Annotated in this window: 16 protein-coding genes and 2 pseudogenes; 4 read left to right on the forward strand and 14 right to left on the reverse strand. The window is 71.6% G+C overall.

Translation table 11 applies throughout. The features are described 5' to 3' along the window. Nucleotides 1-2 precede the first annotated feature (2 nt). Nucleotides 3-953 carry a hypothetical protein gene (locus OHA21_RS14635; RefSeq protein ID WP_328474235.1) on the forward strand — a complete coding sequence of 317 codons (951 nt, stop codon included), beginning with the start codon at nucleotides 3-5 and terminating at the stop codon, nucleotides 951-953. Here the strand turns inward: OHA21_RS14635 and OHA21_RS14640 are convergent. From OHA21_RS14640 to OHA21_RS14680, 9 genes are all read right to left on the reverse strand, one after another. Further along, nucleotides 944-2,731 carry a dynamin family protein gene (locus OHA21_RS14640; RefSeq protein WP_328474237.1) on the reverse strand — a complete coding sequence of 596 codons (1,788 nt, stop codon included), beginning with the start codon at nucleotides 2,729-2,731 and terminating at the stop codon, nucleotides 944-946. The two genes, OHA21_RS14635 and OHA21_RS14640, sit on opposite strands and share 10 nt — an antisense overlap. Continuing rightward, nucleotides 2,728-4,746, reverse strand: a complete 2,019-nt coding sequence (locus OHA21_RS14645) for a dynamin family protein (RefSeq protein ID WP_328474239.1) — start codon at nucleotides 4,744-4,746, stop codon at nucleotides 2,728-2,730. Before OHA21_RS14645 ends, OHA21_RS14640 begins: the two co-directional genes overlap by 4 nt. 70 nt (nucleotides 4,747-4,816) lie before the next feature. After that, nucleotides 4,817-5,821: an alpha/beta hydrolase gene (locus OHA21_RS14650; RefSeq protein WP_328474241.1), complete on the reverse strand. Its 1,005-nt coding sequence runs from the start codon at nucleotides 5,819-5,821 to the stop codon at nucleotides 4,817-4,819. Next, nucleotides 5,818-6,474 carry a TetR/AcrR family transcriptional regulator gene (locus OHA21_RS14655; protein WP_328474243.1) on the reverse strand — a complete coding sequence of 219 codons (657 nt, stop codon included), beginning with the start codon at nucleotides 6,472-6,474 and terminating at the stop codon, nucleotides 5,818-5,820. The genes OHA21_RS14650 and OHA21_RS14655 overlap by 4 nt, the downstream gene beginning before the upstream one ends. Further along, nucleotides 6,471-7,976: a family 20 glycosylhydrolase gene (locus OHA21_RS14660; RefSeq protein ID WP_328474245.1), complete on the reverse strand. Its 1,506-nt coding sequence runs from the start codon at nucleotides 7,974-7,976 to the stop codon at nucleotides 6,471-6,473. The genes OHA21_RS14655 and OHA21_RS14660 overlap by 4 nt, the downstream gene beginning before the upstream one ends. Further along, nucleotides 7,973-8,812: an ATP-binding cassette domain-containing protein gene (locus OHA21_RS14665; RefSeq protein WP_328474247.1), complete on the reverse strand. Its 840-nt coding sequence runs from the start codon at nucleotides 8,810-8,812 to the stop codon at nucleotides 7,973-7,975. The genes OHA21_RS14660 and OHA21_RS14665 overlap by 4 nt, the downstream gene beginning before the upstream one ends. Continuing rightward, the gene (locus tag OHA21_RS14670) at nucleotides 8,809-10,494 is read right to left on the reverse strand and encodes a dipeptide/oligopeptide/nickel ABC transporter permease/ATP-binding protein (protein WP_328474249.1); all 1,686 of its coding nucleotides are present in this window, start codon (nucleotides 10,492-10,494) and stop codon (nucleotides 8,809-8,811) included. Before OHA21_RS14670 ends, OHA21_RS14665 begins: the two co-directional genes overlap by 4 nt. Beyond that, nucleotides 10,491-11,432, reverse strand: coding sequence for an ABC transporter permease (locus OHA21_RS14675; protein ID WP_328474251.1), 942 nt, complete (start codon nucleotides 11,430-11,432; stop codon nucleotides 10,491-10,493). The genes OHA21_RS14670 and OHA21_RS14675 overlap by 4 nt, the downstream gene beginning before the upstream one ends. A 63-nt stretch (nucleotides 11,433-11,495) precedes the next feature. After that, entirely contained in the window at nucleotides 11,496-13,031 is a 1,536-nt protein-coding gene (locus OHA21_RS14680) for an ABC transporter substrate-binding protein (RefSeq protein WP_328474253.1), read from the reverse strand. Nucleotides 13,032-13,164: 133 nt separating this feature from the next. On the opposite strand from OHA21_RS14680, the gene OHA21_RS14685 reads away from it, so the two are divergent. Continuing rightward, the gene (locus OHA21_RS14685) at nucleotides 13,165-15,273 is read left to right on the forward strand and encodes a glycoside hydrolase family 3 C-terminal domain-containing protein (RefSeq protein ID WP_328474255.1); all 2,109 of its coding nucleotides are present in this window, start codon (nucleotides 13,165-13,167) and stop codon (nucleotides 15,271-15,273) included. An 11-nt stretch (nucleotides 15,274-15,284) separates the two neighbouring features. Beyond that, nucleotides 15,285-16,424, forward strand: coding sequence for a glycoside hydrolase family 1 protein (locus tag OHA21_RS14690; RefSeq protein WP_328474257.1), 1,140 nt, complete (start codon nucleotides 15,285-15,287; stop codon nucleotides 16,422-16,424). 20 nt (nucleotides 16,425-16,444) lie between these two features. Here the strand turns inward: OHA21_RS14690 and OHA21_RS14695 are convergent, their stop codons facing one another. Both OHA21_RS14695 and OHA21_RS14700 read right to left on the reverse strand, forming a co-directional pair. After that, the gene (locus OHA21_RS14695; protein ID WP_328474259.1) at nucleotides 16,445-16,843 is read right to left on the reverse strand and encodes a hypothetical protein; all 399 of its coding nucleotides are present in this window, start codon (nucleotides 16,841-16,843) and stop codon (nucleotides 16,445-16,447) included. 29 nt (nucleotides 16,844-16,872) lie between these two features. Beyond that, nucleotides 16,873-17,667, reverse strand: a complete 795-nt coding sequence (locus tag OHA21_RS14700; RefSeq protein WP_328474261.1) for an SDR family NAD(P)-dependent oxidoreductase — start codon at nucleotides 17,665-17,667, stop codon at nucleotides 16,873-16,875. A gap of 69 nt (nucleotides 17,668-17,736) precedes the next feature. Here OHA21_RS14700 and OHA21_RS14705 point away from each other — a divergent pair, with 69 nt between their 5' ends. Further along, the gene (locus OHA21_RS14705) at nucleotides 17,737-19,743 is read left to right on the forward strand and encodes a M6 family metalloprotease domain-containing protein (RefSeq protein WP_328474262.1); all 2,007 of its coding nucleotides are present in this window, start codon (nucleotides 17,737-17,739) and stop codon (nucleotides 19,741-19,743) included. Here OHA21_RS14705 and OHA21_RS14710 read toward each other — a convergent pair. From OHA21_RS14710 to OHA21_RS14720, 3 genes and pseudogenes are all read right to left on the reverse strand, one after another. After that, nucleotides 19,723-20,310 (reverse strand): histone deacetylase, encoded by a 588-nt coding sequence (locus OHA21_RS14710; protein ID WP_328474264.1) that lies wholly within the window; start codon nucleotides 20,308-20,310, stop codon nucleotides 19,723-19,725. The two genes, OHA21_RS14705 and OHA21_RS14710, sit on opposite strands and share 21 nt — an antisense overlap. Before the next feature lie 122 nt (nucleotides 20,311-20,432). Then, nucleotides 20,433-21,080, reverse strand: a pseudogene (locus OHA21_RS14715) (M28 family metallopeptidase); the annotation flags it as partial. Nucleotides 21,081-21,203: 123 nt separating this feature from the next. Next, nucleotides 21,204-21,881: pseudogene (locus tag OHA21_RS14720) on the reverse strand (PA domain-containing protein); the annotation flags it as partial. Between the last annotated feature and the right edge of the window lie 28 nt (nucleotides 21,882-21,909).

The raw sequence follows: 21,909 nt of genomic DNA on the forward strand, positions 1-21,909 counted from the left end.
GTGTGCCGATCGAGACGTTGGGGGTGCCGGCGCACGCCGGTGGCCTGGTCGTCGAGACACCGCAGCTGACGATCGGCGTCGTCCGCGCGGTGTCCCGGCCCACCGGGTTCGAGCTCGAGCTGATCGCGCGCCGGCCTCTGGACCGGCGCAGCGCCACCGAACGGCAGGCGGACATCCGCGCCGGCCGGGCCGGGCCCGCCGTCGCACCGCGGCGACTGCTGCCGGCCTACGACGAGGGCATCGAACTGCGGGTCGGACTGCTCGATGCGGACGGGCGCGCGCACTGGCATCACGGCTCGTGGTCGTCGAGCAGCGGGGACCACTTCGAGGGCAGCAACGGCCCGAGTCTGCGTACCGTGCTGCGGTTTCCGCCGTTGTTCGACCAGGCCTCGGTGGTCTTCGCGTGGCCGGAGATCGGGTTTGCGGAGACCGTCGTGGAGCTGGCCCTGCCGGACCGGGCAGCGGTGGAACGTGGCACCGTGTCGATCTGGGATGCGCCGCTGGACGCCGCACCGCCGCCGGGCGAGTTGCGGCACCGGTTCGGCGACGATCTGCTCGACGAGCCGGCGGTGGAGGCCGGGCGCGTCGTTGCCGTACCCCGCGTGCTGAGCCGCGGCGGCGGCGCAGCGGTCGTGCTGACCCGGCTCACGGCCGTCGGCGCGATGCTGTCGTTGGAGGTCCTCAGCGTGGCCGAGGGTGCGGCTGCGGAGGGGATTCCGCTGGATCCCCGGCAGATCCGGACCCGCGGGCCGGGTGCGGCCGTCGCCGTGGTGGACGGCGGTGACGCGTCCTGGATCCGGCCGGTCGCCGACACGTTCAGCGGTGGTGACGGGACCTTCCGCTCCGACACCGAGTACGTCGTGGCCAGGCCCGGCGGCGACGTACTCACCCTGCTGGTCGCGTGGGAGCAGGCCGGGCTTCCCGACGTGTGCGTGCGGATCGGTCACTCCTGAGCAAGGCGGCACGCATGCTCGTGCAGACCGGCCAGATCGTCGGCACGCCGGTCGGCGTCCACCGCCTCCGCCTGGGCCCGGGCGATCGGGGCGTCCAGTTCCCGCTGCTCGGCGCGCAGCCGCTCCTGATGGGCGACGGCGTGCCCGCTGATCAGGTCGAGCCACACCTGCACGGCCCGGCGGACCGGGTTGATGTCGCCGGCGATGAAGACCTGGACGAGCTCGCGGGCGGCCCGGTGGGGTTCCTCGGCCAGCCGGGTGGGCAGCACGGTGTCGGAGACCCGGCGGGTCCAGTAGCGGCCGGTGTCCATCATGGTGGTGATCCGCCGCAGGCGCAGATCCTTCTCGGCGGCGGGCGGGACCCACAGGTCCGGCAGGCCGGGCAGGACGTCGCCGAGGTGCCGGCGAAGTCCTTCCTGGTGAGCGAGGGCGGCGGCGCGTACCCGTTCGGTCGCCGCGGCCCAGGCCTGGTCGTACTCATCGGTGAGAAAGCCCAGGATGCCCTTGCGGGTGCGGGCTGACCCGACCGCGGCCTGCAGGGCCGCCTTCTCGGTCTCCACGATCGCTGGCAGGCGGGCGGCGCCCTGCGCCACCGTAGCCTGCACCGCGATGGCGGCGGCGTCGAGCGCCCGGCGGCGGTCCTGCACGGCCTCGGCCGCCTGCCGCAGCCGGTCACGCTTGCGCCCGGCAGCGATCGCGGCACTGTGTGTCTGCTCCCGGAGCCGGCCGAGCGCATCCGCCACCGGCTCAGCCAGCGACGGGCGCGGCTCGGCCAGGGCATGGGAAACGGCCAGATCCAGTAGCGCGGCCGGATGCCCGGCCAGCGGCGGCGGGCAGCGCGCGCCGAGCTCCAGCGCAACCACTTCGGGGTACGCCCGAAGCACCCCCGCTAACTCGCGATGCTTGGCGGCCAGCACCGTGTCGTGAAAGGCCGGCTCGCGCGCCACCGCCGGATCAACCCCGCGGTCCGCGGCCTCGCCGTCGAGCAACGACCGCCAGTAGGTGAGCCCGACGACGACGGTGCGCTCCTGCGCCCCCACGTCAGCGACCATGCGATGGGTCCGCGGCTCGTCCAGCCGCCGGGCGTCGAGTAGCACCACGACCACCTCCGGGCGCAGCCGCAGCACGTCGGCGGTGACCCGTTCGTGGTGCCCTGCGGCGGCGCCGTACCCGGGAGTGTCGATGATCGTGACGTCGTTCAGCCGCGGATGCTGCGCATGACATGCCACCTCGGCCAGCGCAAGCGAACTCTCCGGCCGGGTCAGCCGGGCCTTCAGCCAGTCCGCGGGCACCTCGCTGAGCCGGACGTGCTCGTCCGGCCGCGGCTCGAACCGGACCACCACACCGGATTGCTGGTCGAGCACGTCACCAGGGCGCAGCGGATCACCGGCGGACGTCTCGAAGCCGGCGATCCGGTACGCCCGCGGGTCCCCGGCCCACGCGGTGAGCGCGGCGACAGCGTCACGATCCGGTGTGAGCTCGACGGCCCGGCGATAGCGCAGCACGACCCGGTCCGGGTCGCCGAAGGCCACCCGGGTCGGCACGGCGGTGGTGGCGGTCCGGCCGACCGGCAGCCGCGGCAACCCGAACCAGCGCTGGACCAGGGTGGTCTTGCCGGCGCTGAACGCCGAGACCAGCACCACCCGGGGCTGCGGCTCGCCGGCCCGCCGCCGCAACTCCTCCAACTCGTGCGCGAGACCGGCGGCCGGTCCGCCGTCGAGGCGGCCCGCGATGCCGGCGGCCTCGGCGAGCACCGGGTCGAGGCCGGTCAGCGTCACTGCCCGGCCCGCTCGAACGTGGTCCGCAGGGCGGCCAGGTCGGCGCGCAGTTCCTGCACCTCGGCCAGTCGCGCGCTCACTTCGGCAGCGGCCCGGTCGTCGGGGCCGAGGGCCTCCCCGACGGACTGCCGCAGCCCGGCCCACACCTCGTCGACCGCCTCGGCGAACTGGGCCTCGATCTGCCGCGCGTAGTTGCTGCGCTCGGCGGAGACCTTCGTCCGTGCCGAACCCATCAGCGCGGTCTTGCCGTCGTTGAACTCCGCGATGATCTTCTTGATGTCCAACGGCACGATTGCCAGGTTGACGACGGCCAAGACCGTCGCCCCGGGGCCGCTGACCAGGCCCCTGAGCCCGGTCTTCGCCGCCTGGTCCGCGGTCGCCTTCACCGCTGCGCCGGTGGCCGCTGCGCCGGAGGCCGTCTTCACCGCCTCGGCCGCCGGTTTCGCCATCGCCTTGCCGCCGGCCTTGGCGACCTTCTTGGCGAGCCCGGTGATCAGGCCGGTGAGGGCTCGTCCCAGGGCCGGCGCGAGGACCTTGTCCAGGACCGCGTCGGCGCCGGCCGCGGGACGCCCGACGTCGTACGCACGGTTCTGCTGCCGCTGCGGGCCGGCTTCGACCTGGCGGTTCAGGCGCAGCTGCAGGTCGAGCAGCTGGGCTTCGAGGGCGCGCTGGAAGTCCGACTGGAGACGGTGGTCGAAGTTGCGGGCGGCGAGCGTGGCCTGCACCCGCTCCTCGATGAGCTCGGTCAGCTGCTCGGCGAGCGGCCCCTTGCCGGTGAGCCGCCCGAACGTCTTGTTGCCGAGCACCTTGCCGAGCGTGAAGCCGTCGACGAGTACGTCCTCGGTGACCTGCCCGATGGTGTCGGCCAGTTCACCGGCGTAGCTGTCGGCGACCGGGCTGAGCGCGGTACGCAGCTCGGCGCGGGCCGGTTCCAGCACGTCGCGGTTGAGCACCAGCCAGGCTTCGGTCATCGCGCCGAACCGGGCGGTGCGATCGGTGAACACCTGCTCGGCGTCGTCGACGGCCCCGGACAGGGACCGGGTGGTCTCGGCGCAGCGTTTCAGCAGCGAGCCGACCTGGGCGCCGGGGCGCAGCGCGGCCTCCTCGACCGCCCGCTCGACCTGCCGGTAGCCGCAGCGGTCCAGTTCGCCGGCGAACGTGTCGTCGCTGATCAGCTCGGGTTGCGCGCGCAGCCGGCCGATCAGGTTCTGGGCGACCCGGGAGTCGTAGAGCACCAGGTCGCTGAGGTAGTCGCCGAGTTCGGCGCGCAGCTGGGCGGCCACGTCGGCGAGGTCCGGATCCTGCCGCGGGTCGTAGTCCGGTTCGTCCTCGTAGCCGTCCAGGCAGCGGCTGACCACGCCGAGCACGGCGTCGCGGCGGCGTTCCAGGGCGCCGGCGAACGTACGGATCTCGTCGTGGTTGGCGGCCGCGTCCGGGAAGAAGATCCAGGCGATCAGGTCGGACTCGTCCTCGCGCAGGTAGTCGAGGGTGACCCGCTCGAATTGCTCACGCCGGTCCCCGAGGCCCGGGGTGTTCACCACCCGCAGGCTGCGCAGCAGCGGATCGTGCAGGTAGAAGCGCACCTCCCGGCAGCGGTCCTGCAGAGTCTCGCGGGTGTGCGCCCGGTCCACGAACCGCAGCCCGTCCTCGACGCTGTCGAACGCGACGACCGTACCGTCGCGGTCGACACGCTCGGCCCGCTCGTCGTCGTACGAGGGCGCGTAGAGCAGCACCGAGATGACACCGTCGGTGGGGCTGCCGGAGGCCGGCAGCAGCCGGCGGCCGACCAGCGAGTTCACGAACGACGACTTGCCGGCCCCGACCTGGCCGATCACCGTGAGCGTGGCCGGCGCGCCGATCCGCGACCGCAGCCGGTCCACGAACCCGGCGTCACGCAGCAGCGGCCGCCGGCCGAAATCCAGCCCGGCCGCCTCGGCCAGCCCGATCACCCGCCGGGTCGCGGTGTCGAGCTGCCCGACCTCCGGGCGTACGCGCAGATCTTCCCAGCTCCACATGGCCCCTCCGATTCACCGTCCCTCTCCCCCATCGACGGTAGGCAGTCCGGTCGAGCATGAAGGGCGTCGGCTACCTGACAGAGTGACGGCGATCGCTGGTGTACGTGGTGACGTGCGCGACGATCCGCTCCAGCGCTGCCGCGCCGGCCTCGGTGTTCAGGTCGATCTGGTACTCGTGGTCGAGCAGCGGCGTGTGATCGTCCGGGTAGAACAGCGCGTCCACCTCGACGCCCTGTTCCCGCAGCGCCTCGGCCAGGGCCACCGAGTGCCGGCGCAGCGGGTCGCCGTTGCCGACGGTCAGGAACGCCGGCGGGAAGCGGGGAGTGACGTTCTGCGGCAGTGAGGCGTACCCGAAGAAGGTGTTGTCCTGGAAGTGACGGGTCCCGGTGTACGCCCACATGATCGCCTTCAGGAACCGCCCGTATTCGCCCTGGTAGTCGGGCAGCCGCAGGTCGTACGGCCCGCAGGCCAGCACGGTAGCGCGGATCCGGACGCCCGGCGCGGACACCGGCAGTGACGCCGCGGCCGCATAGTCGGGGTCGCACAGCGCCAGCGCCGTCTGCGCGGCGATCTGGGCGCCCGCCGAGTCACCGGCGAGCACGATCCGGTCCGGGTCGATCCCGAGGCGGGCGGCGTTGACCCGCAGATAGGACAGCGCGGCGGCCACCTGCAGGATCGGTGCCGGATAGTGCCGCTCGGGCGCGTGTGAGTACTCCACGCCGACGGTGGTGAACCCGCGCCCGGCCAGGATCCGCAGGTAGTTACGCAGGTCGGTGCGGCTGCCGGCGATGAACGCGCCGCCGTGCACCCACACCACGGTCGGCAGCGCGCCGGCGCCGGCCGGGCGGAACACGTCCAGAAAGGCGTCGCGGTCGGCCGGGTCGTAGTGCTCGTCGAGGACACTGTCGATGCCGTCGGGCACGAACCGTTGCAGCCGCTCGTTGATGCCCGCCCCGGACAGCGCCGGCAGGTACCGGATCACCAGCACCATCGGCCAGGGACTGAGGCGGAACGCCAGCAGCACACCAGTGACCAGGACCGCGACGACAACCGCGAAGATCAGCAGAATGGTCACGCCGGCCGGTCCTCGGGCACGGCGATCTGCGCCCACCCTTCCACGTCGATCCCGAGGATCCCCAGGTAGTCCAGTAGTGCGGCGACCATGTCGGTGGACGACGGATCGAGCAGCCACTGCACCTGCAGCCCGTCCGCCAGCGCGATGAACTGCTGCGCGCACAACTGCGGGTCACGAGACACCGGCGGGTCGGCGGCGGCGAACTCGTACGCGAATCCGCGAGCGAGGGTCTCCCGCAGCCGGGTGTAGCGGCCCCGGAAGTACTCGTACGCGGGATGGCTGCTCTCGGTCGCCTCGGTGGACAGTTTCACGAACAGCGGCGCGATGTCCGGCCGGCTCTGGTTGCGGGCCACGTCGCGCAGCATCCACCGGATGATGACCTGCTCGACCGACGACGGCCCGGCGCCGGTGGCCACATGGGCGCGGATCGCCTCGACCTCTGCCCGGTCCCGTTCGATCATCATGGTGAGCAGCAGGTCGTCCTTGCCGGTGAAGTAGTGCAGCAGCCCGGCGTGGGTGATGCCGGCCCGCGCCGCGACCTCCCGCAGCGACACTCCGGCGTACCCGCGCTCGGCGAAGATCTCCAGGGCGGTGTGCAGGATCCGCCGGCGGGTCCGTTCGCCCTTGGTCAGGCGTTCCGGTGTCTGGGTCACAGCGTCTCCTCGTGAAAAACCTCAACCGAACGGTAGTAGCCGCCCAGCCCGAGCCGTTCCCAGACCCGCGTGTGCCCGGCGATGCGGGCCGCGAGCTGCGGCCACGGCTGCCGCTGCCGGTTCCACATCATCTCCGCGAGCACCGGCAGGCGCGGCAGCAGCAGCGCCGCCAGGTCGTCGATGCTGTCGATCGTCTCGGCCCACAGCGCCGCCTGTGCCCCGGCCAGGCCGGGCACGTCACCCCAGTCCCATCGATAGAGATCGGCGGTACGCTCCGCGGGATAGCCGGCGTGCCCGAGCCGCTGCATGAGCGTGTTCTGCGACTCCCGCGCGGACGGTTCGGCGTACCGGCGGTTGAGGTAGAACGGGAAGCTCGGCGACAGCAGCACCGACGCGCCGGCGGCGATCGCCCGCGGCAGGTCCTGCGGGGCTTCGGCGAAGGTCGCGGCCAGCACGTCCCGGTAGGGCGCGTACTCCGGTGGCAGCTGATCGAGCAGGTCCGGCCCGGGCGCGTCCCGCGGCGAGATCCACTGTTGCAGCACGTCACCGCCGGTAAAGGCGCCCGCCCGGGAGGCTTCCTGCCAGGCCACCGGCCGTTTGCCGTGCGCGCGGACCCGCTGGTGCAGCAGCCGCACGAACGCCGCGTACTCCCCCGGGTCCATGCCGAACGCCTCGTCGCCGCCGACGTGCACATAGGGCGTGTCGACCAGGCCGCAGAGCTGATCCACGGCCTCGTGGGCGAACCGGACGGCGGCGTCCACGCCGGGCCGCAGGTGGCCGAGGCCCGGCAGCGCGGGCGTCTGGTCGCCGTTCATTTCGGGGTACGCGCTGAGCGCCGCCTGCACGTGCCCGGGCATGTCGAACTCGGGGACGATCGTCACGTGCCGCCGCCGCGCGTAGGCGACCAGGTGCGCGAAGTCCGCGACGCGGTAGCTGCCGGTCGTCGCCGGGGTGAGTTCCGGCCGGCCCGGCATCTGCAGCCGCCACGCCTGGTTGTCGGTCAGGTGCAGGTGCAGCACGTTCAACCGGTACCAGGCGAGCAGGTCGATCACCGACTCCAGCTCGGCGACGGTCAGGAAGTGCCGGGCCACGTCGAGGGTGAGCCCGCGCCAGCGCAGCGCCGGGGCGTCGGTGGCCGTGCTGAGCAGCAGCCCGGCCGGCCCGATGGCCTGAAGGATCACGGTCAGGGCCCGGAACGCGCCGGCCTCGGTGGCGGCCCGGACCGTCCGCCGGTCGATGCGGTACGACTCGTCGCCGCTGCCCGGGTCCAACCCGGCCGGTGCGGCGCCGTCCGGCCACCACGACGGGTCGATGTCGACGATCACATCGGCGTCGGCCGGGCCGGCCGGTAGGACCTCGACGCCGGCGCACCGGGCGGCGAGTTCGGCCACCGCGTCGACCAGCGAGGACGGTCCGCTGACGCGCAGCGCGCCGCCGTCGAGGTGCCGGGCGGATCCGGTCCAGGTGAGGTGCCGGGGTGCGGGCACGACGGGCGGGTTCACGACCGCTCCCCGGCGAACTCGCGCTCGTACGCCTCCCGGCGCAGCCGCTGCCGGGCCGGGTCGGCGACCGGCGCGGACAGCAGCAACCGCCGGGTGTACGGGTGCTGTGGCGCGGCGGTGACCTGCTCGGCCGTACCGGATTCGACGATCTCGCCGTGCCGGATCACCGAGACCACGTGGCTGATGTGCCGCACGACCGCCAGGTCGTGCGAGATGAACAGGTACGCCACGCCGGTGTCGCGCTGGATCTGTTGCAGCAGGTCCAGGACGGTTCGCTGGGTGGTCAGGTCGAGCGCGGACACCGGCTCGTCGCAGACGATCAGCCGCGGTTCGATGGCCAGGGCACGGGCGATGGCGATGCGCTGGCGCTGCCCGCCGGAGAACTCGCGGGGCAGGCGGCGCATGGCGTCGGCCGGCAACCCGACCCGGTCGAGCAGCCCGGCGACCCGGTCGCGTGCCTCGCGGGGCCGCAGTCCCTGCCCGTAGAGCGGTTCGGCGAGGGTGTCGCCGACCGGCCGGGACGGGTTCAGCGACGTGTACGGGTCCTGGAAGATCACCTGCAGGTCCCGGCTGAGGGCACGCCGTCCCCGCCCGGTCAGGCCGTGAACGGGAACCCCGTCGAGGTGGATGCTCCCGCCAGCCACCGGGACGAGCCCGAGCACGGCCCGCCCGATGGTGGTCTTGCCGGAGCCGGACTCGCCGACCAGCCCGTGGGTCTGCCCGGCCTCGACGGTCAGGTCGATGCCGCGCAGCACGTCGGTGGGTGCGGCCCGCCAGCCCTTGCCGGGGAAGCTCACCCGCAGCCCGTCGAGGCGCAGCAGCGCTGAGGTGGTCATCGTGTCTCCATCAGGGGCAGTTCGTCGAGGACGGCGTCGACCAGCGCGCGGGTGTAGTCGTGCTGCGGGTCGCCGAGCACGTCGGCGACCGGGCCGGTCTCGACGATGCGGCCCGCGCGCATCACGGCGACGGTGTCGCACAGGTCGGCGACGACGCCGAGGTTGTGGGTGACCAGCAGGACGCCGAGGCCGTGTTCGCGTTGCAGCCGGCGCAGCAGGGCCAGGATCTCGGCCTGCACGGTGACGTCGAGGGCGGTGGTGGGTTCGTCGGCGATCAGCAGTTGCGGGTCGCCGGCCATGGCGGCGGCGATCAGGACCCGCTGGGCCATGCCGCCGGAGATCTGGTGCGAGTAGCTCTTCAGCACCCGCTGCGGGTCGCGGATCTCGACGGCGGTCAGCAGCTCGGCGGCCCGCTGCCGGGCGGCGCTGCGGGACAGTCCGGCGGCGCGGAGAGGTTCGATCAGCTGGGAGCCGATGGTGAACGACGGGTCCAGGTTGCTCATCGGTTCCTGCGGCACGTAGGAGACGACCTTCGAGCGCAGTCGCCGCCAGTCGCGGGCGCCGAGGCCGACGATCTCCTGACCGTTGATGGTGATGCTGCCGCCGCTGACCCGGCCGCCCTCGGGCAGGATGCCGAGCATCGAGAACGCGGTCTGGGTCTTGCCGGAGCCGGACTCGCCGACCAGGCCGACGATCCGGCCGGGTTCGACGTCGAGGTCGATGTCGTGGACGACCTCGCGTTCGGTGCCGTCGGGCAGCCGGTAGGCGACGGACAGGGAACGCACCGACAGCAGGGCGGCGCGGGCCGGTTTCCCGTCGAGCGCCGCGGGGCGTACCGCGGCCGCCTTGCGCCGGATCGGGGCGGGGTCGCCGGCCCGGTCCTCGAGGGCGTCGCGCAGGGCGGCGGCGAGCAGGACCAGGGCGGCGCTGGTCAGGCCCAGGGCCAGGCCGGGCCAGAGCATCAGGCGCGGGGCGCGCTGCACGTACTGGAAGCCCTCGTTGAGCATCGCACCCCAGGTGGGCAGGCTGCCGCTGGACCCGACGCCGATGAACTCCAGGCCGGCCTGCAGGCCGAGGGCGACACCGGCGACCAGGGCCAGCTGGATGATGATCGGGGCGCGGACGACGATCAGCACGTGCCGGGTGATGATCCGCCACGGGGGCAGGCCGGCGACCCGGGCGGCGTCGAGGTAGAGCTCGCCGCGCACGTTGACGACGATGCCGCGGACCAGGCGGAAGAAGCTCGGCGCGGCCAGCACCCCCAGGATGATCATCAGGGCCCAGACGGTGGGGCCGAGCACGGCGCGCGAGGCCAGCAGCACGATCATCGCGGGCAGGGCCATGACGAGGTTGACGATCCAGCCGGCGACGGCGTCGAACCTGCGTCCGGCGTACCCCGCGATCAGACCGGTGGGAATGCCCAGCGCGACCGCCACTGCCAGCGCGAGCAGCGCACCGCCCAGGGTGTTGCGGGCGCCGTGCAGCAGCCGGCTGTAGATGTCGCGGCCGGCCGAGTCGAAACCGAGCGGATGGCCGTCGGTGGGCGCGCCGAAGGCGTCGCGCAGCGCGGCCGCGTCCGGGCGAGCGTCGGTGAGCAGCGGCGCGAAGAGCGCGGCGCCGACCACCACCAGCAGGATCAGGGCCGACAGTACGCCGAGCGGGTTGCGCAGGAATCGCCTCACGCGCGCCTCGCTTTCGGGTTGAGCACGCCGATGGCGACGTCGACGGCGAGGTTGATCAGGACGACGCCGACGACCGTCACCATGAGCAGACCCATGATCACCGGGATGTCGCCGCGGGTGGTGTAGGTGACGGCCATGCTGCCCAGGCCGGGCAGGCCGAAGATCTGCTCGACCAGGACGGCGCCGCCGAGCAGGCCGACGAACTGCATGCCGAGCACGGTCAGCGCGGGCGCGGAGGCGTTGCGCAGCACGTGCTTGAACAGGATGCTGCGGGTGGACAGGCCCCGCGAGCGCAGGGTTCGCACGTAGTCCTGGCGCAGCACCTCGATGACCGCGGAGCGGACCTGCTGGCTGGTGCCGGCGACCGCGCCGATGGACAGCGCCACGATCGGCAGGGTGATCGTGGACAGCCAGCCGCCGACCGAGTCGGTGATCGGGATGTAGCCGATGGCCGGGAACCAGCCGAGGCGTACCGCGAACACCAGCACGATGACCAGGGTGACCAGGAAGCCGGGCAGGGCGTACCCGGCGACGGCGAGGATCTGCACGAACCGGTCGGCGGCGCCGCGGCGCACCCCGGCCCAGATGCCGAGGCCGAACGCGACGATCGCGGTGAGCAGGGTGACGCCGAGCATCAGGCTGAGCGTGACCGGCAGCCGGCCGGCGATGGCGGTGCCGACGTTCTCGCTGGTGAACCAGGACTGGCCGAGGTCGCCGCGGACCGCGTGGGAGAGCCAGTCGGCGTACTGGACCAGCACCGGGCGGTCGACGCCGAGCGCAGCGTTGGTGGCGTCGATGATCTCGGCCGGGGCGTCCGGGCCGAGCAGGCTGCGGGCCACGTCGTTGTCCGGCAGGGACAGCAGCAGGAAGGTCACGAAGGAGATGACGAGCACGAGCAGCAGGCCCGCGCCGGTTCGTCGCAGTACGAATCCGAGCACGCCGGATCTTCCTCTCGGGGTGCGGTGCCGCCCGGCGCTGTCACCGGCGCCGGGCGGCGTTGCTCAGGCGGCGGGCTGGTAGTTGTACAGGGCGGGGACGGCGAGACCGGCCTGCGGGACCGCGGTGATGGTCGGCACGGTGACGTGCAGGTACTGCATCCGGTACAGCGGCACGTACCAGGCCTGCTCGACGATGTGCCGGTTGAGCTGCTGGGCGTACTGGGCGGCCTGCGCCGGCTCGGCCGTACGGATCTTGCCGGTCAGGTCCTGGATCGTGGCGTCGGTGTCGCCGAACGGGTTGGCGATCGTCTTGGGCAGGATGTTCGCGCTGACCGTGGCCCAGTCCTTGGCGGGCTGGCCGCCGTTCATGACCACGCCGGGGTACTGGAACTCGCGGAACGTCCTGGTCAGGAACGAGACCCGGTCCAGGTCGTCCCATGTCAGGGTGATGCCGACGGCGGCCAGGTCGGACTTGAGCGCCTCGGCGAGCGAGTCCGGGACCAGGGCGGCCAGCCGGGGCAGGGTCAGCGCGAAGCCGTCGGGGTAGCCGGCCTCGGCGAGCAGGGCTTTCGCCTTCGCCGGATCGTGCGAGTAGTACGTGTCGAGTTCGCTCGCGTATCCCTCGGTCCCGGTGCCCCAGATCTGGCTGGTCGCGGTGCCGCGGCCCTGCTGGATCTGCCCGACCAGCACGTCCCGGTCGATCGCGTAGTTGATCGCCTGCCGGACCCGGGCGTCACCGAGCGCGGGCACCTTGGCGCCCTTGCGGTCGAAGATGTTGAGCAGCTTGAGGTCGATCTCCTGCGTGCTGGTGGTGAACTGCTCGCCGCTGGTGGCGGCGATCTGCTGGTCGACGCTCTGCAGCACGGCGGCGCGGATCTGGTTGGTCTTGAGGCCGTTGACGATCGCGTTCTCGTTGTCGAAGGCGTAGAAGGTCACCGACGCGAACGGCGGCTGCTCACCCCAGTACTTCTCCTTGCGCTCGAACTTCCAGACCGTGCCGGCCATGGTGGCGTCCGCGACCAGCCGGTACGGCCCGGTGCCGTCCGGGACGGTGGCGAACGGCTTGTCCTGACCGAACTTGGCCGGGTTCGCGATGAACCCGTACGCGTCGGACAGGCTGTCGAGCAGCGCCGGGTCCGGCCCGTTCAGGGTGATCACGACCGTCTTCGGGCCGGTGACCTCGACCGCCTTGGTGCTCAGCGCCTGCGCGTTCTCGGCGGCGCCGGCGGCCCGGAACCGGTCCAGGTTCGCCTTGACCGCCTTCGCGTCGACCGGAGTGCCGTCGTCGAAGGTCACGCCGTCACGGATGGTGAGCGTCAAAGAAGTACCGGCGGTGTCGTAGTTCCACTCGCTGGCCAGCATCGGCGTGAGCTTGCCGTCCGGCTCCCGCTTGATCAGCGTGTCGTAGACGGCCTGGTAGTACGGGATCGTCCCGCCGCCCGAGTCGACCGGGTCCATGCTGCGGGCCGGGGTCATCGTGCCGATCGTCAAAGTCTTCAGCTTCTCGCCGGCGGAGTCGGCGTCAGCGGTACAGGCGCTCAGGGCGAGGAGCGCGCCGAGCGCGAGCACACCGGTGGCGGTGCGCAGAGTCCGTTTCATGGACGAACACCTCGTGGTCAAAAGGGGGATGCACGGCGGCGATCCGCGGTGCGGGACCGAGCATAGCGAAAAATCTACCACGTGGTAGATTTTTGTTCCCGCTCGTTGTTCTCCCTGTTCAGAAGGGGTTCGCATGACCGATCGCCGCGCTTCTCTCACCTCCGGCAGCGACACCTGGCACACCACCGGCGACGGCGACGAGCTGCCCGCGCTGACCCTCGCCGACGGTCCGCACGGCGTGCGCCGCCCCCGGTCCAGCGGCGAGCTCGGCATCGGCGACAGCATCCCGGCGACGTGCTACCCGCCCGCGGTCGCGCTCGGCTCGACCTGGAACCCGGACCTGGTGCGCCGGGTCGGCCGGGCGCTCGGTGCCGAGGCCCGCGCACTCGGTGTGGACGTGCTGCTCGGGCCGGGCATGAACATCAAGCGGTCGCCGCTGGGCGGGCGCAACTTCGAGTACTTCGCCGAGGACCCGCACCTCACCGGGGTGCTGGCGGCGGCGATGGTGGACGGCATCCAGTCTGCCGGGGTGGGCGCCTGCGTGAAGCATTTCGCCGTGAACAACCAGGAGACCGACCGGATGCGGGTCAGCGCTGTCGTGGACGAGCGGGCGCTGCGGGAGGTGTATCTGGCCGGGTTCGAGCATGTCGTGCGTACCGCCCGGCCGTGGGCGCTGATGAGCGCCTACAACCGGGTCAACGGGGTGCCGGCCAGCGAGAACCGGTGGCTGCTGACCGACCTGCTGCGCGGCGAGTGGGGCTTCGACGGGGTGGTCGTCTCCGACTGGGGCGCGGTCCGCGACCGGGTCGCTGCGGTGGCCGCGGGCTGCGACGTGGAGATGCCGCCGACCGGCACCGACCACCTGATCGCCGGCGCGGTCCGCGACGGCACCCTCGACCCGGCCGTCCTCGACCAGGTCCGGGACCGGCTCGCCCTGCTGCACTCGCGCGTCTCCGGCTCCACTGAAGCAGACGGCGATGCACCGGCGAGACAGGCCGCGACCGAGGCGGCCGTGCTGCTCAAGAACGACGACGCGATCCTGCCGCTTCGACAGATCCGCCGCCTCGCGGTGATCGGCGAGTTCGCCCGCACCCCGCGCTACCAGGGCGGCGGCTCGTCACGGGTGGTGCCGACGTCGCTGTCCAACCTGCTGGACGCGCTGACCGCGCGGCTCGGCGACGCGGTGGTCTTCGGCCCTTCTGAGGCGGCCGGCGCGGACGCCGTGGTCGTGGTCCTCGGCCTCCCGGAAAGCGAGGAGTCGGAAGGTTTCGACCGCACCACGATCGCGCTTCCCGAGGATCAGTTGCAGCTGCTCGCGCGCGTGGCCGAGGTCAACCCGAACATCGTGGTGGTGCTGGCCAACGGCGGTGTCGTGTCGGTCGCCGAGTGGCGCGACCAGGCCAAGGCGATCCTCGAGGGCTGGCTGCCCGGCCAGGCCGGCGGTGCAGCCCTCGCCGACCTGCTGCTCGGCGTCCACTCCCCCTCCGGGCGCCTCGCCGAGACCATTCCGCTGCGCCTCGAGGACCACCCCAGCCACCTGCACTTTCCCGGCCGCGACGGGCAGGTCGTGCACGGCGAGAGCATCTACGTCGGCTACCGGCACTTCGACACCCTCGACGTTCCGGTCGCCTACCCGTTCGGGCACGGCCTGACTTACACCACGTTCGAGTACTCCGGGCTGAGCATCACCGCGACCGGCGACGGGACCTGGGAGATCAGCTGCGACGTCACGAACACCGGCGAGCGGGCCGGGCAGGAGGTGGTCCAGCTCTACGTCGGCCTCGACGAGGCCGCGCCGACCCGGCCACGCAGCGTCCTGCGCGGCTTCCGGAAGATCACCATCGAGGCCGGGGAGACCAGGCCCGTCAGCCTCCCGCTCACCTCGCGAGATCTGGCCATCTGGGATGTACGCCACCAGCGCTGGAACGTCGACCCCGGCACCTATCTGATCCGGGTCGGGGCGTCGTCGCGCGACATCCGCCTCACCGGTGAACTCCGCAGCGACGGCGACGGGTTCGTGCCGCCGCTGACCGAGAGTTCCACCGTCGCCGAGTGGCGCACCCACCCGGTCGGCGGCCCGCTGCTCGGTCAGGTGCTGCAGCAGGCCCGGGCCGGGCGGACCGCCGAGATCGCCCCCGAGCTGCTGCGCATGGTCGACGGGATGCCCCTGATCACCCTGTGCACCTTCGGTGTCGGCCTCACCCCCGACGTCATCGCCACCCTCGTCGACCAGACCCGTTAAAGGATCCCCCTGTGCCCGTACCTGTTCCCCGCTCGTTCCTCTGGGGTGCGGCCACCTCGCCGCACCAGGTGGAAGGCAACAACACCGCCAGCGATCTGTGGGCCATCGAGAACATGCCCGGCTCGCCGCTGCCCGAACGCAGTGGCGACGCCTGCGACCACTATCACCGCTGGCGCGAAGACCTGGACATCCTGCGCGACCTCGGCCTCAACGCCTACCGCTTCGGCGTCGAATGGGCCCGTATCGAGCCGGTGCCCGGCCAGATCTCGCGGGCCGCGCTCGACCACTACCGGCGGATGATCGAGGGCTGCCTGTCGCGCGGCATCACGCCGGTCGTCACGCTGCACCACTTCACCTCCCCCGCCTGGTTCCGGCATGGCGGCGGCTGGACCGGCGCCGACGGCGTCAAGCAGTTCGCGGCGTACGCCCGGACGGTCCGCCCGATCCTCGACGGCGTGCCGTGGGTGGTCACCATCAACGAGCCGAACATGCTGGCCATGGTGGCCGCCCGGCTGGACCGCGACGCCCCGGACCTGGTCGCCGGGGCACTGCCGCCGCCGGACCAGCAGGTGGCGTCGGCGCTGATCGAGGCGCACCACGCGGCCCGTTCGTCGCTCGGCTCGATCGCCAGTGGCTGGACGGTCGCCAACCAGACCTTCCAGGGCGTCTCCGTCGACGAGTGGGCCTGGCCGCGGGAGGACCAGTTCATCGACGCGGCCCGCGACGACGACTTCATCGGCGTGCAGGCGTACACCCGGGTGGTGCTCGGCCCGGACGGGCCGGTGCCGCCTTCGGGCCGGCGCACCGGCAACGGCTGGGAGTTCTATCCCGGCGCTCTGGAGGCCGCGGTCCGGCACACGGCTTCGCGGGTGTCCGTGCCGATCCTGGTGACCGAGAACGGGATCGCCACCAGCGACGACGCCGACCGGCAGGAATACACCGGGCTCGCGCTGGCCGGGCTGGGCCGGGCAGTCGCCGACGGCATCGACGTACGCGGCTACCTGCACTGGTCCCTGCTGGACAACTACGAGTGGGGGTCGTGGGCGCACACGTTCGGCCTGGTCGCCGTGGACCGCACCACGTTCAGGCGCACGGTCAAACCCAGCGCCCACTGGTACGGCGCGCTGGCCCGCACCGGCGAGCTGCCCTGATGGCCCTGGACGGCAGCACATCACCGTCGAGCGGCGCCAACCGGATCCTGCTGATCTGCGGGGTCACGGCGTCGATCGCGGCCACCGCCGACCGGATGCGCGGTGCCGGCCATGAAGAACGTCGTCGGCACCGCCGCGTGATAGCCGAACGCGCTCGTCGCCGGCGGCGTGCCGTACAGACCCCGGCGGGCCTGCAGAATCGCCCGCAACCGCGGGTCGGTGACACTGCGATCGATCTCGTCGCGCGACGATCGGTAGGCCGCCGGGAACAGCCTTTCGACGACCGGAAAACCCATTCTCTGTACGGGCGACGGCATCGACGACAGCACATTGCGTGCCGCGAGCCCACCCATTCCCGACCCGATCACGACCGCATCGACTTCTTCGAACGCCATGGCGCGAAACCAACACCGCGCCACTGGATTATTCCTGAACGCCGCCGCGGCGGTCAGGTGGTCACGTTCAGCCAGCCGCCGTCGATGTAATAGGTGGAGCCGACCGCGTACGCCGCCCGTGGTGAGCAGAGGAAGACGAACAGGTCGGCGATCTCCTCAGGCGTGGCGAACCGGCCGATCGGCGCCTTCTCTTGCGCGATGTTCTGCAGGTAGTCCTCCCAGGTCTGGTCGGTGCCGGCGGTCAGCTGTTTCGCGGTCTTCACCCAGTCGCCGGTCATCACCAGGCCCGGGTTCACCGCGTTCACCCGGATGTTGTCGCCGATCAGCTCGTTGGCCAGGCACTTGGAGAACATCACCAGGGCGGCCTTGGTGACGTTGTAGATCGGCTCGTAGCCGAGCGGCTGGGTGGCGCAGATCGACGCGTTGTGCAGGATCACCCCGCCGCCGCGGGACTTCATGCCGGGAGCCAGCGCCCGGGCCAGCCGCACCGCCGCCATCACATGCAGATCCCAGTACGCCTGCCAGCGCTCGTCCGGCGCGGTGAGGATCTTCTCCTCGCTGCCCGTGCCGGCGTTGTTGATCAGCAGGTCGGCGCCGCCGTACTCGCGGTCCACGGCCGCGGCGAGCTCGGTGGCGCCGTCGGGGGCGGTCAGGTCGGCGGGGACCGCTGTCGCGCGTACCCCGAAGTCGGTTCTGATCTTGTCGGCGGCTTCTTCGAGGCGCGCCGCGTCGCGGGCGCACAACGCGACGTGCGCGCCTTCGGCCGCGAGGCCGCGGGCGATCGCCAGGCCGATGCCGGCGCTACCGCCGGTGATGACGGCAACCTTGCCGGTGAGCTGCAGGTCCATTCGCCGGGTATATCATGCACCGCTTAAATGGTCATTGAGCGACGTCGATTGCTTTGCCAGGATGGCGGGATGACGGTGCGACGGCTGCTCTCGGCATTGTCCGTAACGGCGCTGGCGGTGGCCGGTGCCCTGACCGTGACCCCGGCGAGCGCCGCGCCGCCGGGCGGCGTCGACCCGGACACGCCGTGGCGGATGCGGCACTGGCCGCAGACCCAGCCGTGGCAGGTCGACGAGGCCGCCACGCTGGCGCATTCCGGTGGGCCGCAGCCGATCGACCCGCAACGGTACGAGTTGCCGGACACGATGACCTGGTCGGACTACAAGCCGGTGCCCGGCACCGACTGGGCGAACCCGGCGGTGCGGGGTTCGGAACGCAACTTCCGCGGTGCTCTGGTGCTGGTCGACTATCCGAACCAGCCGTTCGTGGTCACCCAGCCGGCGAACTCCACGATCTACGGCAACCCGTCCGGCGTACAGAATCTGAATCGCTCCGAGGTCCCGGCCTTCTACCGGGACTTCCTCAACAAGCCGGGCGCGCTGAACCGGGGTCACACCATCCACGAGTACTGGATGGAGGACTCGAACGGGCGCTTCGGCATCGAGCTGGGCGCGTTCGGGGTGTACCAGATGCCGGCCGACAGCCACGAGTACGGCATCGAGGCCTCGATGCAGCGTGGCATGGGCTGCCCGGGCGACGACGTGTGCGGGCGCAACCTGCGCACCGACGCGCGTGCCGCCTGGATCGCCGCGGTCGGTGAGGCCGAGGCGGCCACCTACGACTTCGTGTTCTATCTGTCGGCCGGGCAGGACGAGTCGGCCACCTGGCAGGAGTTCGGCCAGATGAAGTTCACCACCAAGGAGGACGTCACCGAGGAGTTCGGCCCGCCGGACGACTCGCTGCCGAACTGGAACGCGACCCGCTACGTCGAGTGGACCTCCTGGCAGGCCTCGGCGAACATCTGGCCGAACGCCACGCAGGGCAGCTCGCTGCAGGCGGAGAGTTCGGGCATGTCGACGTACGCCCACGAGTTCAGCCACATCCTCGGCATCGGCGACAACTACAACAATCCGTACAGCGTCCCGCCGCGCCGCGACTACAGCGGGCCGTGGGAGATGCTGAGCCGGGGCACCTTCAACGGGCCCGGCGGGCCGCACAGCCGGTGGCTGATCCCGGGCACCGCAGGCTCGTCGATGGGCGCGCAGCACATGCTGCGCAACAAGATGAAACTCGGCATCGTCGACGACGACGCCGTGCTGAAACTGTCGCGCGACGCGCTCGCCCGGTCCGGTGTCGTGGTGACCCGGGTGACGGCACGCGCGATCGATCCGGACGGCCGCCGGCTCGCCGGGATCAACGTGACCCTGGACGGCGGCGACCGCAGCCCCACCTGCGATCCCGCGGCGGACCCGTACTGCGACGGTGGTGGCTACGACAACTACACCCTCGAAGTGGTCGACCGGATCGGCTTCGACTCGTTCACCCCGGACTCCGGTGTGCTGCTGGCCAAGACCAAGAACGCGGACAACGCGCCGTTCATCTGGACCATCGACGCCAACCCGCAGGACATCGACAAGGTCGACTTCGTGCTGCCGGACGGGACACCGCAGAAGATGACCATCGGCGACTACCGGCAGCTGTCCGACGCGCTGTTCCACGCCGGCACCGGCTCGGGCAGCCTGTTCGAGTACACGGACACGGCGAACCGGCTGCACTTCTACGTTCTGGATCGCAAGAAGGACCGCAAGGGCGTGCTTTCGTACGAGGTGGCGGTGCGTTCCCTCGACGGCGCCGGACCGTCCGCCCGCGGGGTGAAGGCGTGGCCGGCCACGGCCCGTACCGGCTCCTCGGGCTGGGCGCGGTGCGAGATCCCGATCCGCAACACCGGCCGCAGCGCCGACGTCTTGCGGGTCACGGCGCCGGGCGCTGTGCTGCCGCGGGCGGTCGTCGGCGTGGCCGGTGGCCGCTCGTCCTCGGTGGAGGTCTACGTCCAGGGCGCCGCGAAGGTGCCGGTCACGATCGCCTCCGAGAGCAACCCGGCGGCGAAGGCGACCACCTCATGCACGGTGCGGCGCTGAGGTGACCACGTCCCGCAGCTGGTCCACGGTCCATGCGCCGGCGATGCCGGGGCGGGTGGCGAGGTAGCCGACGATGCGGTCGGCGGACCAGCCGTGTGCCTCGCGCAGGCCGTCGGCGAGCACCGCCAGGTACGGCGCGGCCGGTGACGTGGTGCTCACGTCGCCGGCCGCCCACGGCGCGGTGAAGGTGAGCACCGGATGGCCGTCGTGCTCGCCGGTGTGCACGAGCGTCTCGTACGGGCCGGGTCCCAGCTGGGCGGTGCCCGAGGTCAGGATGCTGTCCAGGTCGATGCCGGGTTCGCGGCGCATCTCCTGGGCCACCACGTCGGCGAACTGCCCGGCTGTCAGCAGGTAGGCGCGGGCCGCGGTGGCGCCGGGAAGGTGCGGGTCGTAGAGGGCCACGCCGCCGGTCCACTGGCTGGAGTTCAGGGCGAAGTAGATGCCGCCCGGCAGCATCAGCGGCCGGATCGCGGCGGGCTCGCGGGTGTCCCGGCATCCCGGCAGGACCCGGCGTGCGCCCGGCGGGCAGCCACCGGACAGGTAGTAACGCAGCCGCGCCGAGCACATGTTCGACCCGTACGCCGCGTACCAGACCAGCGCGGGGCCTCCGGTGGTCGCACCACCGGAGGCCCCTACCGGCGTCGTCAGGGAATCGCCGTGGTGTTGAAGGCGAACCTGGCGGTCGAGTCGGCGATGGCGTCAGCGTTGACGTCCAGCGCGGTCATGTTCGGGTTGGCGATGGTGTCGCAGGCCTGGTGGTAGCAGATGTCGTACGCGACACCGGCGGTGCCGCCGAACAGAGCAGCCTCCTCGGGTGTCTTGATGCCCTCGGCACCGGTGAAGATGCCGCCGGCGGGAATCCCCACCGCGATGAACGGGCCGTAGTCGGAACGGCCGTCGAAGTCGGTGCCGACGTGGCCGAGGCCGCGGGAGTCGAAGAACCGTTCCAGCTGCTTCTCGATCTGCGCGGAGCCGGGCGGCCCGGCCGGCGAGCCGACCGCGTCGGAGTCGTCGCCGTCGTACAGCTTGTAGGCGTAGTTGGGCGAGGCCACCATGTCGAAGTTTAGGTACAGCCTGATCCGGTCCCGCTCGGCGGCGGACAGGCCCTCGACGTACTGGTCGGAGCCGAGCAGCCCGATCTCCTCGGCCGCCCAGAAGGCGAAGCGGACCTTGTTGCGGACCGGGAAGTGCCGCATCTGCAACGCGGTCTCGAGGATCGCGGCGGTGCCCGAGCCGTTGTCGTTGATGCCGGGTCCGACCGTCACGCTGTCCAGGTGGGCGCCGACCATCACCACGTTCTTCGGGTTGCCCAACCGGGTCTCGGCGATCACGTTGTGGTCGGCCCCCAGCGTCAGCGTGGAGTCCACCTTGAGCCGGACGGTGGCGCCCGGCGTGGTGGCGAGCTCGTTGCCGACGGCGAAGCTGGCGAAGACCATCGGCACTCCGGCCCGCCACTCGCCGATGTCGAGCGGGTAGGGGTCGGTGCGCCCGGGCTGCCCCTCATTGAAGACGATGATCCCGGAGGCCCCGGCGAACCCGGCGTTGCGGATCTTGGTGGCGAATCCGCACGTGCCGCGTTGGATGAGCGCGATCCGGCCGGCGACGAAGCCGTTGAAGTCCTCGGCCTCGCAGCCGCTCGTCGAGGTCGGTGTCGGGGTCGGCGGCAGGGTCAGGTCGACACCCTGCACCTGCGCGGTCACATCGCCGGCGGGCGACGGCTGGAAGGTGAAGAAGTCCTGGTTGGGCACGTAGACCTTGCTGTTGGGCGCGGTCTGGTTCAGCGTGGGCGGGCTGTTCTCCGTCCAGGACTGGACGAAGTTGATCGGATCGAGCGTGACCTTGTAGCCGGCCCGGCGCAGCTTGTTGGCGACGTAATCACGTGAGGCCCTGTAGCCGGGCGTCCCCGCGGCCCGGTTGCCGCCGTTGGCGTCGGCGATCGCCTGCAGGGCGTTGAGGTGCTCCTTGGCGTGCGCGCCGGTGACCTGCTTGACCAGGATCTTGGCGAACACGTCATCGAGCGGCACGGTGGCCGTGGCCGGTGCCGGTTGAGCGACGATCAGAGCCAGGGACGTGGCTGCAGCAGCGACGCCGACGGCCCCCTTGCGTAGGTAGGTGCGCATAGTTCCCCCCGGGTGCATGTATCGAAAGATGCTCCGTGACTCCCCG

Origin of the sequence: Actinoplanes sp. NBC_00393, from assembly GCF_036053395.1 — a bacterium.
Classification (GTDB): Bacteria; Actinomycetota; Actinomycetes; order Mycobacteriales; family Micromonosporaceae; genus Actinoplanes.